Below are 16,047 nucleotides of genomic sequence, written 5' to 3'. Positions count from 1 at the left end.
ACGTGTCCTTCGGGATGCGGTGTCCGGCGTGCCGGGTGCGCGAGGCGGGGTGGAAGGGCGCGGCGGCCGGGATGGGCAATCGGAACGGGCCGGCGTGGGCGAGCTGCCGCTCGCTCCGCGTGGCCGGACCGTGGGCTAGATGCGCCGGGACAAGAGGAAACCTCTGGAGGCGTGGCGGGGAGTAGGCGACGGCGGTGTGCGCCGGGCGGTTCAAAAACAGTAGGTGCGGATGGGCGGTTGACCAAAAAGTCGGCGTGAGGTGCCGGAATTCGGCACCTTGGCAACGCACTTCTTGGGCGTCGGCGGATTCGCCTCTACAGTTTTTGGACTCCCCTCGCCCTCCTCGGTCCGTGGCCCCGGGCTTTGGCCCGCCCGAATTTCGGCTCCCGAGGGCTCCTGTGCGAGACGGGTATTTCCCTCCAGGCTTCCACACTCGAATTGGGGTTTCCTCTTTGCCTTTTTCCCTGCACCAGGGTGACGCACTCAGCGTTCTCGCCGGCCTGCCGGACGACTGCGTCGACTCCGTCATCACCGACCCGCCGTACAACTCCGGCGGGAGGACCGCGAAAGAGCGCACCACCCGGTCCGCGAAGCAGAAGTACACCTCCGCCGACGCCCAGCACGCCCTGCCGGACTTCACCGGCGAGAACATGGACCAGCGCAGCTACGGGTTCTGGCTGACGCAGATCATGACCGAAGCCCACCGTCTGACCCGTAGCGGCGGCACCGCGATGCTGTTCACCGACTGGCGCCAGCTCCCCGTCACGACCGACGCGATCCAGGCGGCCGGGTGGCTGTGGCGCGGAGTGCTGGCCTGGCACAAGCCGCAGGCCAGGCCGCAGAAGGGTCGATTCACCCAGAACTGCGAGTTCATCGTCTGGGCGTCGAAGGGGGCGATCGACGGCTCCAGCAATCCCGTCTACCTGCCCGGCCTCTACAGTGCCTCGCAGCCCTCGGGGGCGAAGCGCCAGCACATCACGCAGAAGCCCGTCGAGGTGATGCGCGAGCTGGTCAAGATCAGCCCCGAGGGTGGCACGGTGCTCGACTTCTGTGCCGGCTCCGGCTCCACGGGCGTCGCCGCCCTGCTGGAAGGCAGGGACTTCATCGGCGTGGAGAAGACACCGCACTACGCGTCGATCGCGGCCGACCGGCTCGCGGAGACGATCCGCGAAACCCTCACCCAGGACGACGTGACACTCACCGTCTGAGCCGCGACGGCGCCTGACGTTACGGTGATCGGCACCCGCGCGGGGCCCTTTGGCGGCATTGCGCTGGAGCGTGCGTGTACCCCGCCGGCCGGTCCGTGTTTCGCCGCTTTCGTTTTCCTCTCATTCTGCGTCTCGTAGGAGGTCATACCTTTTATGCCCGAATCCAAAGAATCCGCGGACGGCGGCGAGTTGGAGCCAGTTCGCATTCCGGACCCGCAGCTGGAGGGAATCGAGGCGAGCGTCCGACGACTCATGGAGCAGTCAGCGCAGCAGGCCCAGCACCTTGACCATCTCGCCTCCGCCCCGATGCCGGGCGCCTCGCCGTTCGCCGCGTTCGGTATGCCGGGGCTCGGCGGGCCGTCTCCGACCGTACCGCCGGAGCCCCGCCCGATCCTGGAGCTGGACGGAGAGGAGCGCGAGGACGAACTCGACGCACTGTCGGACTGGGTCGACGACTTCTTCCTCCCGGTCTACGGGGCGGAGGTCACCACCGCGGCCCCTTGGTGCCTGCAGTGGCAGGAACACGACGACGTCGTGGCCTGGCTCCACGCTCTGTGGCTCGCTTACCAGCAGCACAAGGACTCCGAGGCCGGGCTCTCCGGCCTGTTCGTGTGGCACCGGGACTTCCTCACCCATGCCCTGGCGGCGATCCGCGCGCCGGGCGGCCCACTCTCGGCCTGCATGACCTCTCCCGATCGGCCCGCGCACCGGCTCCTGCCCGGCCCGCCGCCGTCCGTGCGCACAGAGCCGGCGACCACCGGGCCCGCTGAGCCGGACGAGCCGACGTCATGAACGCGGGACGGGCAGAGCCCGCCTTCGGCTTGAGCTTCGACCCCCGTGCCCTGACCGATCTCCTCCAAGCGCCCAGCGACATCCGCGATCTCACTCTCGCCTACCTGCAGGAAGTCGTGAACGCGCAGCGCTTCGGGCTCCGTCTGGACGGTGACCTGGAGGGCTATCGCAAGCTGTTCGTGGACTCGCGCAAGGACTGGCGCATCGTCTACGGCGTGCGTCCGGCGCCCGCGGAGTGCGCGCACCGGAGGGAGATTCACGTCGTCGCGGTCCGGCCGCGTGCGGGCAACGACGTCTACGACGAGGTCGGGCGCCGCCTGGGGATGACACACCGGCCGCTGAGCGCCCGCACCCACGCGGCACGCTCCGGCTCCCCGCAGCTGACCCTGCACGGTCGCGTACCGCGGCCCGTTCCGCCGCCCGCCATGCTGCCGGGCCTGCCCCGTCCCGCGCAGAACCCCGCGCACCGTCACACCCGTTGAACGCACGGAGTCCCGCCGTGACCGCCCCCTACGGCACCCGCATCCTTCACACCGACCTGCAGAAGTGGGAAGCGGTCGGCCTGGTCGCCCGGGATACCGGCCACCCCGTACACGCTGCCGGTTCGTCGTACTGACCGACGCCGGACGCGCCGTGCTGTCGGCCACCGGCCGGTCGCCCGCATGCCACGACCCAGGTACCGAAGTCGCCAGCTCGGCCCGCGGCGTGGCCGTCCACGCCCGCACCCCGGCGCTGATCTCCCGAAAGGTTCTTGTTGTCCCCCACCGAACCGGCGCCGACCCGGAAGACCATCCCCCAAGTCGATTTCGAACTGGACGACTTCGACGCCGAGAAACAGGTCTACCTCGACTTCTACCGTCAGGTCGCCGTCTCCGAGGACATGCTCGTCCCCCTGGCCGAACACCACACAACAAATGGCGCGCACAGCTATTACGTCCTGCTCGACCGCACCGCCACCTGGGGACACCCCGGGATGCCCCACATGGTTGCCATACACCTTCAACGGGACTGGGAGAGAGGGACGTTCAGCTTCGAGCACGTCCCGCTGCCGCTGCCGGCGATGGCACAGTCCTGGCTGATCCATCGCGGCTGCCCGCCCGACGCGATCGGTCTGAACCCCGAGCTGGATTCACCACCGGCGGACGAAGCGACGCGGGCGCTGGAACAACGCCTCGCAGCCGACGGCGACCACTACGCCATGGGGTACTCCTACACCCGAGACGACCCGGACGACATGGTCACCGTCGTGGTCCTGCGGGCCCTGGATGAGCGAGCCCCCTCTCCGTTCCGCGTGGTGATCGAGGAGATCGACACCAAAGCGTGGACTCACACCCTGCGCGAGGGCGGCTTCGCCAGGGCCGAGGAGGCTCTGCAATGGTGCGACGACCGGCTCACCGGCGAGGCCGGCCCCCTTCCGCCGGTCCGCCCGGCAGCGGCAGCGCCGCGCTCGGCCGCACTACCGAAGGCCCCTGTTCCCCGCCCGCCCGGCCGCGCACGCTGACCACCAGAGCCGACCGGCGCGCCGGAACATAGCCGATGATCGCCGGTTAGCCAAACCGGCAATTCCCCGGACTCTTATACAGCCGCCGGGACAACTCCCGCAGCGCCATTCCACGCAACTCCCATGCCTTCACGGAGGGTTCTTCCGCATGTGCTCCACCCGAATCGCCATCTCCACGGCGATGCTCGGCGCGCTCGCTCTGCCGGTGCTGTTCGCCACCGCCGTCAGCGCGGCCCCTGCTGTGACCGCCGCCTCGGCCGGCGGCTGCTCGTCCCTGCCGCCGCTGCCGTACGAGGTGCACGCCAAGGCCGTGACCATCCGGTCCAAGGCCACCACGAAGTACACCGCGCTCGGAGTGCTCTACCGCGACCACGGGGCTGGGTCTTGGCGAAGTACGTCTACCGCGACTCCCGCATGTGCCTGGACTGACAGGCACATAGCAAGTGTCCGTAAGCGATGAGCCGCCGGGCACAGACGCCCGTTCGTATGCGTCCCGAAGCATCGGTCCTTCCCGAAAAGGAGATTCCCCCTTGTCCGACGGCACATCCGATGGCACCGAGGATGTCGTGGGCGTTCTCACCGAACGGATCGAAGCCCACTTCGATATGGACATAGCCCAGTTGAAGGCCGCAGTCGCCACTGCGCCGACGGTGAACCCTGACGCCACGGATGTCATCAGGTGGCACGGCCTCCTCGTCGAGGCCCAGTCGGTGCTCGACCGTGCGGAGGACGACCTCCTTGCCGCGCTGGACACCCAGCCCAGCGAGGTCGACGACCCGACGATGGGCCTCGCGCACCGCGTGAACGCGGCCGTCACCGCCCGCGACGGCCGAGCCCTGGTGGTGCGGTGGCTCCTCGACCCGGACGCTCCGGGCAAGAAGGACCTCGCCGCCGAACGGCTGGCCCGCCTTCGCCCGCGAACTGGCCCTGCAGTGCAGACCAGCGCTCCCCACCGGCCTGCGGGTACGCCCGCGCCGGCGTCGAGGGCGGGAAGGGCCGCCCGATGAGCCGGGACAAAGCCAGCACCATGGACGGCGACCTGCAGAAGGTCTTCGGGAGCCCGGTGCCCGAGCTGTACGAGGCGGCTGTCGGCGACGATGCCTTGCCCGCCCTCGTCCGTGCCCTGGAGCTCCGTACTTTCCTGGCTTTGACCGAGGAGCAGGTAGCCCGCGTCCGTGACCGCGTGCACGCGGACATGGATCCGGACCGTGACATGGGCGAGCTGTACGCGAATCAGCTCCGCTTCGACGCGCAGTGGCTGGACGCGGCGCTGGACGCCCGCGACGGCTACCGCGCAGCCCTCGGCGAGCTGCTGCGCACCATGCCTGCGCCCGACCAGCGGGCCAGACCCGTCAGCACGACGCAACTCAGGGCCACCGCAACCCTGTCCCCGTCCGCCGCCCCGGCACCCCAGCGTGCCGGGGCAGCCCAGGTCCGCCGACCCTGAAAGCTCCCGCTTGACTCTCCTCACGTCTACCGAGACAGCCGGACGGATCGAGGACCTGTACGGCGCGCCGCTCGCCGACCTCGAAGCCCACGTGCAGGACCAGCCGCCCGGCATGCTGTCCGCCCTGCTCGGCATGCACGACGATCTCGTCCTCGCCGAGCGCAGCATCGATTTCCACCGCGACCACCTCGCCCGGCTCATCCACCCCGAGCGGCACATCGGCCGGCACGAGGTCTCCCACCTCCTCGACGGCGCCCGTCGGCTCGCCGAAGCAGTCGCCGTGCGCGACGTACAGGTCAAGTCGGTAACCGCCGTTCTGCAGAGCCTCACCCGTATCCCGGCCCAGGCGCAGTCCCCGCCGGCTCCCTCGCTGCCCGTTCCGGCTCCGCACCGTCCGTCCCAGAGCACGGCCCACAGCCGCTGATCCGCGGGCGATTTCCCTTACGCACACAGGAGTTCTTCCCTTGGCCATCACCGCTCTGCCTCCCGACACCGACGCCGACATTGCCCGGGTCACCGAGGCCTTCGCCATGATCACTCCGCGTTGGAACGTGCGGATCCTGTTGGCGCTCTCCGGGCCGTCGCTGCGTTACACCGAGTTGGCGGACAAGGTGTCCTGGCTGCAGAACGGTCAGCTCCACCCCAAGCTGCAGGCGCTGTGCGACGCCGGTCTCGTCGAGCGCACCGAACACACCGCACGGCACGTGACCTACGGCCACACGGAGCGTGGCGTGGCCCTGCTGTCGGTCCTGCCGGTGATCGTCACCTGGGCCGAGGAGCATCTGGAGACCGCGGAGCATCCGCTGCCCGCGATCGAGCAGATCGAGGACAGTCTGACCCTGCTCACACGGCGCCATGCCGCCGCCATCTTGTGGGTGCTCAAGTCCCGCGAGGAGGTCAGCGGCCGGGCCCTGGCCAGGATCGTGATACCCAGCAGCGACTGGACCAACATCTACCCGCCGCTGCGGCAGCTCGTCGCTGACGGCCTGGTCGACACCGAGGGCATCGGCCAGCCCTACCGGCTGTCCGCGGCGGGCCACGGCCTGGGCCCCGTTCTCGGTGCCCTGTCCGCGTGGTCCGCCGGGCAGCCCCTCAACCAGGCGGCCCAACATCCGCTCTGGGGGCACCCGCAGGCGAAGCCGACGCCGAGGCCGTGGGTCAGCAACCAGTCCCGGCCGACTCCCGCGCCGCTCCCGCAGGCACGGACGGGTGAGTCCTCTCCGGCGTGGCACAACCGCGACCTCTTCTCCCACGCCGCGACCGCCCGCCCGAAGGCGGCACTCCAGGCAGGAGGCCCGCACCGATGACTACCCCCTTCACCCCTGCCGAAGTACGCAACGCTGTCGAGCTGCTGGCATCGTCGACCGGCGCGGGGCAGCGCACGTCTTCCACCTTGCCTCCCTTGGACGCGCGCTGGCCCTCGCCGTCGGCGCGTTCCTTCTCCACCTCCACCCGTCCGGCACCGTAGCGATCACGACCGTGATGACGCTCGCGGCGACCACCGGCGTGCTCACCCAATTCAGCTACATCGCGGCCGAGACCGCGGGCGCCGCCGCCGCCCGCCGAGCAGGAGGGCGGGCTCACCGCGTCCAGGCCGTCCTGCTCGGCATCGACCAGACCGCGATCCTTGCCGGCCCGGCGCTCGCCGGAGTGCTCCTGCTCGCCGGCCCGCCACCGATGCTCGCGGTGATCACCGTGCTCTCGCTTCTCGCCGCGGTGCTCGCCCTGCGCACACCCCCCTCGCCCGCCGCCCCGGCCGACACGCCGAAGGCGCAGGCCGGTGCCGGGTGGCGCACCATCCGCACTCTGCCTGCACTCGGCTGGCTCGTGACCGGGTTGGCCCTGTCCAACCTGGCCACCGGACTCCTTCAAGCAGCCGGCCCCGTCATCGTCGTCCAGCACTTCGAGCAGTCCACCACCGCCGTCGGCCTGGTCTGGTCCGCAGCCGCCGGTGCGACCCTCCTCAGCGTCACCCTCTGCCGGTACGCGATCGACCGCCTGGGCCTGTGGCCGGTCGGCGCCGCCTGCGCGGCCCTCGCCTCGCTCGCCTGTCTCGCCGTCGCCCAAGCACCGGACTACCTGTCCTACCTGGTCCTCGTCGCGATCCTCATGGCGGCAGACGGCGGCATGACGGTCGTCCTGCGCACGCTGCGCTCCCGCCTGATCCCGCCGGAGAAGTTCGGCAGCACCCTGTCGGCGACCATCCTCATCCTCCTGCTGCCCTTCCCCGTCGCCGGCGTGCTGACCGCACTGACCCCGCCCGACGCGATGAGCCACGTCATCACCGCCTGCGCCGTCCTGCAAGCCCTCGGCCTGCTCCTCGCCTTCACCCGCCTACGCACCGACCCCGCCCTGCGCACCTGAACCGTCCCGCATCCCCAGCCTGTGGATCACTCCAGGCCCCTTGCCTGCCCCGGGGCGAGCCGGGAGAGCGGTCGCACCATCGCCGAGTGCTTCCACGTCTTCGACGTACACAACCCGCACGTTTACCGCGTCCTGAAACGCATGGCCGCCCGCAGCCTGGCGACCGGTGTCTCGCGCCGCCTGACGGTCCCCGTTCCCGGGCACCGATCGCCCCGTTCGACAGCGAGTCCCACCGAGCCGCAGACCACGCGTTGACTGCTCGCCGAGCGCCCGCAGTGGCCCTCCACCACCGGGGACGCCGCCGATACCACCCCCGCACCCCCACCCATCCTGAGGAGCTTGCCCTTGTCCGACCGTCCTGTCGTTCTGGTCGTCGCCGCAGCTGACATGGAGGCCGAGGCGTACCGCAGGTATTGCCTTCAGTCCGTGGCCGCCGCCTATGACGTCGTCCTGATTACCAGCGAGGAGCCCTCGTGGGAGGTGCCCTACCTGCGGGACTGCGTGGTCGTGTCCGACCCGACCGATCAGGCGGCGCTGTCCGCCGCCGGCCGGACTCTGGCCGACCGCTACGACCTGGCCGGGGTGTTCACCTGGACCGAGTGGTACCTCGTCCCGGTCGCCCGCCTCGCCCGCCGGCTCGGTCTGCCCGCCAACGCCCCAGAAGCCATGCAGGCATGCCGCAACAAGGCCACGTCCCGTGCGCTGTTCGCACGGCACGGGGTGCCGTCGGCTGCCTCGGTGAGCGTGCGCACCCTGGCCGAGGCCGGGGCAGCGGCCCGACAGATCGGCTACCCGGTCGTGCTGAAGCCCGCCGCGCACGCGGCCAGCATCGGAGTGATCCGCTCCGACACCCCCGAACAGCTCGCCACTGCCTTCAGGTTCGCCGACCAGGCGGCCGGGCTCGGGCAGGAGTCCACCAGCGTGCTGGTGGAGGAGTATCTCGACGGACCCGAGGTATCGGTCGAGTGCGTCACCTACCGCGGCGAGACCACCGTGGTCGCGGTCACCCGCAAGACGGTCAGCGCTCCGCCGTACTTCGAGGAACTGGCCCACTGCGTGGACGCCGCCGACCCGCTGCTCGACGTAGTCACCCCCGTGGCATCGGCCGCGATCCGCGCTGTCGGGATCACCGACGGCGTCAGTCATGTCGAAATGCGGCTGGTCGACGGCCGACCGCGACTGGTCGAGGTCAACGGCCGGATCGCCGGCGACATGATCGGCCACCTCGTCCAGCTCGCCACGGGCATCGACCTGCCACGCGCTGCCGCCGACATCGCCTGCGACCGTGCCCCCGACCTCACCCCGACCCGGTCCTCGGCCGCCGCCATCCAACTGCTCTACCCGGACACCTCCGGCACCCTGCACCGCCTCGGCTTCGACGGCGTCAACCCGCGCTGGCTGGAACGCGTGCACTTCCAGCACCAGGTCGGCGACCAACTGCTTCTCCCGGCCGACGGCGGCAACATGTGGACCGCACGGATCGGCTACCTGATCACCACCGCACCTACCGCAGAACTCGCCCAAGCCCGCGCCGAGCAGACTGTCCGCCGCATCCAGATCGACGTCGCACCCCGTACGGCCGACGAGCCTGTTGCGGATGGGCTTTTCGCATGAGCCCCGATGTTTCCGTCCGCCGCAGCCGTACCCTGCTGACCGGTTACTTCCTCGGCCTGGGCGTGGTGATGGCTGTCTGGGGCGCCCGAATGCCGGCCGTCCAGCACGCAGCCCACCTCACGACCGGCAGCCTGTCTCTCGTCCTGCTCGCCGCCGCCCTCGGCATGGTCGCCGGGCTGCAGGCCGGCGGCCGACTCGCCCGCCCCGAACGACTCCCTCTGCTCCTGATCGGCGGAGCTGTCGCACTGGCGGCAGCCCTCGCCCTGCTGGGGCAGTGCCGGACGCTGGCCTCGCTGCTCGCGGCGGCGCTGGTCTTCGGCGCCGCGCACGGTGTGCTGGACGTCGCCGCCAACACTGCGGCGGTCCGCTGCCAGAACGCCATTGGCCGACCGGTCATGTCTTCCCTGCATGCCGCGTACTCGATCGGCGCGCTGGGCGGCGCCGCCTTGGCCGCCGCCGCTGCCGGCCAAGCCCACAGCACTCTGTTCCTGGCGGTCGGCGTCGCGCTGATGGTGAGCGTGCTCGTGGCCGGGCCGCGCACCCTCGCCCTGAGCGGCGCCGACCACTCCACGACCTCCGGCCTCCAGGAGGCCGGCCGGGGCCGGGCGGCGGGGAGGGTATGGCTGCTCGGTGCGCTGGCGGCTGCAAGCCTGCTGGGGGAGGGGGCGGCAGCTGATTGGGCCGCCGTGCACGTGCATGCCCTGCACGCCGGCGCGGCCGTCGCCGCCAGCGCGTTCGCTCTCTACAGCACAGGCATGGCGATCGGCCGGCTGACCGGTGACCGACTCACCACCCGCTTCGGTGCCCCCGCCGTGGTCCGTACCGGCGCAATGCTCGCCGCCGCCGGACTGGCCACAGGCGTCCTGGCCGACAATATGCCGGCAGCGCTGGCCGGCTGGGCGGTCTTCGGACTCGGCCTGTCCGGCGCTGTCCCTTCCCTGATCACCGCCGCCGGGAGACACGGCCCGAGGGCCGTCGCCACGGTTTCCGTCACCGGCTACCTCGGCCTGCTCGCCGGCCCGGCCCTCATCGGCGCCCTCGCCAGCGCCACCACCTTGCCCACGGCCCTGCTCCTGCCCGTCCTCCTCGCAGCCGCCCTCGCCGCCCTCACCCCTCGCGCTCTGGAGAAGACCACCCCTTGACCCTCCTCACCAGCCCCGACGCCGTCATCCTCGACTACAACGGCGTCATCGGACTGCAGCCCACCCGCGCCCACTGGCTTCGACTGGCCCGCACCGCCTCCTGGCCCGAAGACGATCTCGCAGGCTTCCAGCGCGCCTTCTGGAACGCTCGCGACCTCTATGACGCCGGACAGCTCAGCGACCTGGCGTACTGGGCCCGCGTCCTCGGCGCCCACCCCGGCCCCCGCCTGCTGCGCGAACTCCTCGCCGCGGACACAGCCATGTGGACCGAGACCGACGCGAGAGTCCTGTCCGTCCTACGCCGCGCTCACGCCACCGGACTGCCGATGGTGCTGATGTCCAACGCACCCGCCCACCTCAGTACCGTGCTCGACACCCACGAGTGGCGCCGCATGATGACCCAGGCGCTGTACTCAGCCCGCCTGGAGCTGTGCAAGCCTGACCCGGCCGTCTACCACCATGCTCTGCAGGTCACCGGAGTCCGAGATCCACGACGCGTTCTGTTCGTGGACGACCGTGCCGACAACTGCCGGGCCGCCGCCCGTTTGGGCCTGCGGACGCTGCACTACAACGGCTCCAGCGATGCCCTCCAAGAAGCCTTGCTGCCTGCTCATTGACCCGTCCGTCTTGACCACTCGGGAACCTGTGACCTCTCACGACGATCTCCACGCGATGGACGGAGACGTCTTCGTCTCTCCGCGCCATCTTGCCTCCACCACCGGAATCGGCGACCCAGCCCTCGCCCCGCTCCTCGATCTCGGCTGGGACCTCCAGCACGACGATCTCGGCAACGCCTACCTCAACGCTCCCGACCGCAAGGTTCGCCTGGGCTACCTCCCCGAGGGCGAGGACGACGGGCTCTGGCGGATCAACGCCTACCGCGATCCGTTCGGGCCGCCCACCTGGGGCGTCTGTTTCAACGACCGCGTCCCCACCGAGTTCGTGGCCGCCTTCACCACTGTTCTCGCCACGGCCTACGAGCAGGGGCCGGACGCCTACCTCGCCAGGCCGGTCTCCGGGATCGACGAGCACGATCCCTTCCTCGCCGTCGTCCCGCTCCTGAAACAGGGCTGGGAAATCGACCGCCCGCGCTGGGGCGTCTTTGCGGTCCAGGCCCCGGACGGCCTCGCCGGCATGGAGTTCACCACCGGCGCCCTCGATCCGGAAGCCGAACTGACGACGCGTGACGCCCGCTGGCAACTGTGGGCGGGCAAGTCCATCGACCGGCCCGTCTGGTACGCCACGGCCAGCACCGACACCCCCGTCGCCCTGCTCACCGCCGTCACCCAGTGCGTCGCCGATCCGGCTCCGCTGCCCCGGTGGCGTCAGGAGACCTTCAGCTACATCAAGGGCATGGCCCAGCTCACCCCGATCCTTCCGCCCGGGCCGTCGGCTCCCACTCCGCTCGAAGTGCAGCGGGCCGCCGCATCCCGCCGCCCGGCCGTGCTCTCCGCGACCAGCGTCCCGCGCTGGAGCACCACCAGCCGACCGACCCTGCCCAGCCCCCGCCGATAGCACCGGCCCCGACCCCGACCGGAAACTCCTTGTCCCTGCAGGCACACGAGTTCTTCGCCGAACTGTGCCTCCCCTTCCACGACAGCACCGTCGTGGGCAACACCTACTACGCTGCCCCGGTTCCGGGCACGCCCCTGCGGCTGCGGATCGACTTCAGCCGCACCATCTACGCCGACACCTACGGCGGGCTACGCCTGGCCGTAGTCCACCCGGACCGCGGCGAGATCGACGTTGTGGCCCTCAGCTTCATGGACCACGGCACCTTCCACCGCCGCGACGAAGCCCACAACACCAACCCCAACACCAGCCGGTACGGCACGTTCGGGAAGTACCACAGTCCCGGCCGGCCACCGTGGGACGGCGCCGTCACCACCGGGCTGCGTGATGCCATCGAGCAGTACACCGCAGTCTGGTTCCCCGGCGTCTGGACCGCGTCCGCGTCGAACCGCATGGCGGGCCGGACCCCGCACACGGCTCCCGCCGTGCCGGTCACCCGTAGCAGCGCACGCGCACGCTGAGCCGCGCCCGCATCCGCCAGCGCCGGCGTTCCGCGCTTTCCCGCAGGAGCCTTGCCCCTGATGACCCATCCCTTGGAGAACCTTGACGCGGCCCAGGCCGTGAGGCACCGCCTCAATGATCTCCACCGGGCCGTCCAGGACATTCCCGTCCACACCCGCCGCGCCATCTATGTCACAACCACGACAGCCAAGCAGTCACCCGGCAACACACCTGTGGCCCCGCCGCCTCCTGCCCCGGTCTCTGGCCGGCCCCGATGACCTTCCCCGCCCCTGATCAAGGAGCCCCTCTTCTCGTGCATCTTCGTTTCGTCCGCCGCGCCGTTCGATCAGCTGCCGTCGCCGCCGCGGTAACCGGCACCCTCACCTGGGCGCCGGCCGCGACGGCGCAGCCGTCCGAGCCGACGCCTTCTGCCTCCGTCGCTCCCGCAGAAACACCGGTCCCAGACGCGGGCAGCGTCGCGATTACCGCGAAGGACCCGGTCGGGGACGTGCTCCCCGGCGCCGGATTCCTGCTGCTCGACTCCGCAGGCCAGGAGGCCGGACGAGGTAAGACCGACGCGCAGGGCAAGCTGGCCTTCCGCGACCTCGCGCCAGGCGTCTACCGGCTCAAGGAGACGGCCTCCGGCAGCCCGTTCCACGAGGTCGTCGCCGACCAGGACGTCATCGTCACCCCGGGCGGGACCACACGGCTGACAATCACCGACCCGTTCAAGGCCGCCAAGGTCCTCCTGCAGGCCAAGGACGATAGGACCGGCAAGCTCCTGCCTGGCGCGACTGTGAACATCGGTACCGGGGACTCGACGCTGCTCACCCTGACCACCAGCGCCAAGGGCACGGCCTCCGGAGAACTGCCTGTGTCGAGCCGGAAGGCGCAGTTCTGGGTCATGGAGATCAAGGCCCCCGTCGGCTACGACCTTTACAAGCCGTCCAAGACGTTCAGCGCGGGCCCCGGCGCCCCGGTGACCGTGACCGTCACCAACGCCAAGACCGCGACCGACCCGAAGCCCGACCCCTCGGACAAGCCGACGCGCAAGCCCACCGGAACCCCGTCCACCTCTGCGGACAAGCCGAGCAGCGGGACCGGCGGGGCCAAACCCGCCTCGCCGGGCACCGGCACACCGGATGCCGACTCCTCGTCCACCGCCGCCGCGACCCCGGTCGGCGATTCCACGCCAAAGGTACCGGCGGGCTCCCTTACCCGTACCGGCGCTGGCGTCACACCATGGATTGCCGCGGGTGCCAGCCTCCTCGTTGCTGGCGGCGTCATCACCCTGGTTGTCGTTCGCCGTCGCACGGCGGACGGGTCCGAGCCCGACGACAGCGGCACGGCCAGCTACCGGTAACCGAAGAGCAACCACCGTCAGCAGGCCCCCGGGACGTACTCCCGGGGGCCTGCTCGCGTCTCTCTACGCCGACCCGATGGCCAGGCTTCGGCGCCAACGGCGCGATCGCTGCTGCTACTTGTACCCGTGGCCGAGTTCGAGAGCCGGGACGAGCACGGCCGCCGCAGTCGGTGCAGGCACGCGCCCCGTCCCGCATCAGCGCGTTCACGGCCTCTTGCGTGCCCAGTTCCGTCACGCCGCCCGCGGCGTGACGGAACGTGGCGTCGTGCACGACCGTCCGCCCTCACGGAAGCGCCGCAACCAGGTGTACAGGGACTGTCATGACGTGCCGTACCGGCGTGCCACCTCCGCCACCGGCGAACCGTCCAGCACCTCGACCACGGCCCGGAAACGGTGCTCGACCGTCCAGTCCTCACCGACGTCCCGAGCACGATCGGCTATCTCGTCCCTGCCCGCGCAACGAGCGCCACCCGTCAGGGATGTGCTCGGACCATCAAGAATCTTCCGCGACCGTCAAGCAAGTCCAGCTCCAACGGTGTCAAGGATGAGTTGGGACTGGACAGTCAGTCCCGTACTCCGGCCAGTGTGTCCCTTACCAGGGGATGGAGTTCCGACACCCACGGTCCCGTCGCCCACGGGACGTCCTCGAACTCGGGGCCGTCCGGACCCGGTTCCCGGGAGGTCGGCCATACGGTCGTCTGCTCCACCAGGTCCACTCGTCACTCCGTCCGGCGGATGGCGGCGACCGGCTGCCCCAGGACGGCGACCGGATCCACGTGCTTGGCGTCGACTCCGTCGAACACCGGGGTTCCGCGTGGAGCGGGGATCCGCCGTCCGTCTCCTCCCGCGACTGCACCACCGCTGCGGCGTTCGGTGCGCGGAAGTAGCCGGTCAGAACACCCATCGCTCTTCTCCCGGTCTCCGTGTCTCGGGAGGCAGTAGACGGAGCGGCAGTGTCAGTGGCCGGTCCTAAGATCGCGTCGCACGCAGTGATCAGGAGTGCTGCCGGCCAACCAACCGACTGAGCGGAGAGCGCCGTTGTCCTCAATACATGACTTCGCGACCTGGGAGCCGCTGCTGCGGCTGGTGCGGGATTCCCGCGCGGAGCAGCTTGCCGCGCCGGGTGGTTGCTTCACGGGCCAGATCAGTCTCGGCAGTTGGACCCTGCCCGCGCAACAGCCGCGCCCAGTGCCAGGGCGAGCCCTGCAAGTGGCAGACATGCAGGACCAGTTCACCGCCGTGGAGCGGGTCCAGGCCGCCCTCAGGGCCGACGGCGCGAGCGGCGTTTCGTACATGGTCGAGACGGTGCCGGGCGGGAAGACCGTGTTCCATGTCATCGATGTGGGGGCCGCCGTGGAGTACGGCGTCAGGAGCCCTTTCGTGGGAGCCCTGCTCCTGGTCGAGGGCGCTGTTCCCGAGCCCTGGCGGCGCCTGCCCGAGGAATTCCCGGGGGCGGGACCGTCGCCGTCGTCGGACCCGGCGCTGCTGGAGCGGACCCTTCACGATCGGCTCCCCGACACCATCGGTGCCACCGAGGAGGAGATAGCCGCAGCGGAGGCACGCCTTGGTGTCACACTGCCCGACGAGCTCAAGGCCCTCTACCGCGTCACCCGTGCGCGGCGGCAGGACTGGAGCGGCGACTACGCGGCGCAGGAACGCGTCAGCGAAGCGGTCGGCTGTGAGCTCTTCCCCCTGGACGGGCTCTACATCGCGGACGCCCGGTCCCGTCCCTGCCCTTGGCAGTTCGCCGCCGAGGACGCGGTCGTCACCGCACCGGACGCCGCCGTGCAGGGCCTCGTCGGCTCGCCCGGCTGGATCGCCTTCGGCGACAACGGCGGCGGCGACCGGCTGGCCCTCGACCTGACACCGGGCCCGGGTGGACACGCCGGGCAGGTCATCATGATCGACCACGAGCGGAGCATCGGGGCCGCACTGCGCGCCGACTCCCTTACCGACATGGTGGTCAACCACCGCGACGACTGGCGCTCGGACGATGACTGGAACCGTCCGCCGGTGGTGGCCCAGGCGAGCACCCACAGCCCGGGCGGCATGGTGGCCGCCGCCCGGCCCGAGCTGGAGGTGCTCCGGATCGGTGGTCGGAAGGGCGAGCCGGTCGGCCTCGCCCCGGTCGCCGGCCTCCCCCGCCTGCGGACGCTCACCGCCTCCCCGGGCACGCTGGCCGATCCCCTGGAGATCGCCGGGCTGACGGGTCTGGAGTACCTGAGCCTCGGCCCCGAGGAGTGGCGCGTCCTGCTCGACGAGGGCGCCGTCCCCCGGAGCCTGTCGGCCGCCGCCATCGATGTGCAGGGCGAACAGCACCCGTTGCCGGTCTTCGACCTCGCCAACGAGCTCCTCGCCCTGTGGAACCGCCCCCTGATCACCCGGACCGTCCTCGAAGGCGACCTGGACACCGACAGGACGGCCGGGGGCACCCGGTGAGCGACGGCGGAGTGGAGGAGATATGGGCGCCGCTGCCCGTGTACAGGGTCGAGACCGGTACCGAACCGCTGGACCGGCCGGCCCGGAACTCGTAGTGCGATGTCTAGTCGGGACCATCCCCGCGTGCGCGGGGAGCAGCTCCGGGCTCGCGCCGTCCGCCTGGA

Annotated in this window: 17 protein-coding genes and 1 pseudogene; 17 read left to right on the top strand and 1 reads right to left on the bottom strand. The window is 70.6% G+C overall.

The genetic code is table 11. The features are described 5' to 3' along the window. Positions 1-452: 452 nt before the first annotated feature. The 16 genes and pseudogenes from ACIQ7M_RS39375 (at position 453) to ACIQ7M_RS39300 (ending at position 13,444) form a co-directional block, all read left to right on the top strand. The gene (locus tag ACIQ7M_RS39375; RefSeq protein ID WP_403653509.1) at positions 453-1,208 is read left to right on the top strand and encodes a DNA-methyltransferase; all 756 of its coding nucleotides are present in this window, start codon (positions 453-455) and stop codon (positions 1,206-1,208) included. A 252-nt stretch (positions 1,209-1,460) separates the two neighbouring features. Then, the gene (locus ACIQ7M_RS39370) at positions 1,461-2,000 is read left to right on the top strand and encodes a DUF4913 domain-containing protein (protein WP_403653506.1); all 540 of its coding nucleotides are present in this window, start codon (positions 1,461-1,463) and stop codon (positions 1,998-2,000) included. Continuing rightward, positions 1,997-2,482 carry a hypothetical protein gene (locus tag ACIQ7M_RS39365; protein ID WP_403653503.1) on the top strand — a complete coding sequence of 162 codons (486 nt, stop codon included), beginning with the start codon at positions 1,997-1,999 and terminating at the stop codon, positions 2,480-2,482. Before ACIQ7M_RS39370 ends, ACIQ7M_RS39365 begins: the two co-directional genes overlap by 4 nt. A 269-nt stretch (positions 2,483-2,751) precedes the next feature. Further along, entirely contained in the window at positions 2,752-3,501 is a 750-nt protein-coding gene (locus tag ACIQ7M_RS39360; RefSeq protein ID WP_403653500.1) for a hypothetical protein, read from the top strand. A gap of 148 nt (positions 3,502-3,649) precedes the next feature. Then, positions 3,650-3,961 carry an SH3 domain-containing protein gene (locus ACIQ7M_RS39355; protein WP_403653497.1) on the top strand — a complete coding sequence of 104 codons (312 nt, stop codon included), beginning with the start codon at positions 3,650-3,652 and terminating at the stop codon, positions 3,959-3,961. Positions 3,962-4,031: 70 nt separating this feature from the next. Beyond that, positions 4,032-4,508, top strand: a complete 477-nt coding sequence (locus ACIQ7M_RS39350; RefSeq protein WP_403653494.1) for a hypothetical protein — start codon at positions 4,032-4,034, stop codon at positions 4,506-4,508. Continuing rightward, positions 4,505-4,948: a hypothetical protein gene (locus ACIQ7M_RS39345; protein WP_403653491.1), complete on the top strand. Its 444-nt coding sequence runs from the start codon at positions 4,505-4,507 to the stop codon at positions 4,946-4,948. The genes ACIQ7M_RS39350 and ACIQ7M_RS39345 overlap by 4 nt, the downstream gene beginning before the upstream one ends. Before the next feature lie 10 nt (positions 4,949-4,958). Next, positions 4,959-5,372, top strand: a complete 414-nt coding sequence (locus ACIQ7M_RS39340; RefSeq protein WP_403653488.1) for a hypothetical protein — start codon at positions 4,959-4,961, stop codon at positions 5,370-5,372. A 40-nt stretch (positions 5,373-5,412) separates the two neighbouring features. After that, entirely contained in the window at positions 5,413-6,255 is an 843-nt protein-coding gene (locus tag ACIQ7M_RS39335) for a winged helix-turn-helix transcriptional regulator (RefSeq protein WP_403653485.1), read from the top strand. 40 nt (positions 6,256-6,295) lie between these two features. Beyond that, positions 6,296-7,312: pseudogene (locus tag ACIQ7M_RS39330) on the top strand (MFS transporter); the annotation flags it as partial. 387 nt (positions 7,313-7,699) lie between these two features. After that, entirely contained in the window at positions 7,700-8,926 is a 1,227-nt protein-coding gene (locus tag ACIQ7M_RS39325; RefSeq protein ID WP_403653605.1) for an ATP-grasp domain-containing protein, read from the top strand. Continuing rightward, positions 8,923-10,068, top strand: a complete 1,146-nt coding sequence (locus ACIQ7M_RS39320) for an MFS transporter (protein WP_403653482.1) — start codon at positions 8,923-8,925, stop codon at positions 10,066-10,068. Before ACIQ7M_RS39325 ends, ACIQ7M_RS39320 begins: the two co-directional genes overlap by 4 nt. Continuing rightward, positions 10,065-10,685 carry an HAD family hydrolase gene (locus tag ACIQ7M_RS39315; RefSeq protein ID WP_403653479.1) on the top strand — a complete coding sequence of 207 codons (621 nt, stop codon included), beginning with the start codon at positions 10,065-10,067 and terminating at the stop codon, positions 10,683-10,685. The genes ACIQ7M_RS39320 and ACIQ7M_RS39315 overlap by 4 nt, the downstream gene beginning before the upstream one ends. Positions 10,686-10,740: 55 nt before the next feature. Next, positions 10,741-11,583, top strand: coding sequence for a DUF317 domain-containing protein (locus ACIQ7M_RS39310; protein WP_403653602.1), 843 nt, complete (start codon positions 10,741-10,743; stop codon positions 11,581-11,583). 29 nt (positions 11,584-11,612) lie between these two features. Further along, positions 11,613-12,101: a hypothetical protein gene (locus ACIQ7M_RS39305; protein ID WP_403653476.1), complete on the top strand. Its 489-nt coding sequence runs from the start codon at positions 11,613-11,615 to the stop codon at positions 12,099-12,101. Between the two features lie 293 nt (positions 12,102-12,394). Further along, positions 12,395-13,444, top strand: coding sequence for a SpaA isopeptide-forming pilin-related protein (locus ACIQ7M_RS39300; protein WP_403653473.1), 1,050 nt, complete (start codon positions 12,395-12,397; stop codon positions 13,442-13,444). On the opposite strand, the gene ACIQ7M_RS39295 is transcribed toward ACIQ7M_RS39300, so the two are convergent. Beyond that, complete coding sequence (locus ACIQ7M_RS39295) at positions 13,368-13,715, bottom strand: hypothetical protein (RefSeq protein WP_403653470.1); 348 nt, start codon at positions 13,713-13,715, stop codon at positions 13,368-13,370. The two genes, ACIQ7M_RS39300 and ACIQ7M_RS39295, sit on opposite strands and share 77 nt — an antisense overlap. 767 nt (positions 13,716-14,482) lie before the next feature. Here ACIQ7M_RS39295 and ACIQ7M_RS39290 point away from each other — a divergent pair. Then, positions 14,483-15,883 (top strand): SMI1/KNR4 family protein, encoded by a 1,401-nt coding sequence (locus ACIQ7M_RS39290; RefSeq protein WP_403653467.1) that lies wholly within the window; start codon positions 14,483-14,485, stop codon positions 15,881-15,883. Positions 15,884-16,047 lie beyond the last annotated feature (164 nt).

The sequence above is a fragment of the Streptomyces sp. NPDC096324 genome, assembly GCF_044763015.1.
Taxonomy (GTDB): domain Bacteria; phylum Actinomycetota; class Actinomycetes; order Streptomycetales; family Streptomycetaceae; genus Streptomyces.
Note: the sequence above shows the minus strand (reverse complement) of the source record. Positions and strands in the feature narration are given on the sequence as shown.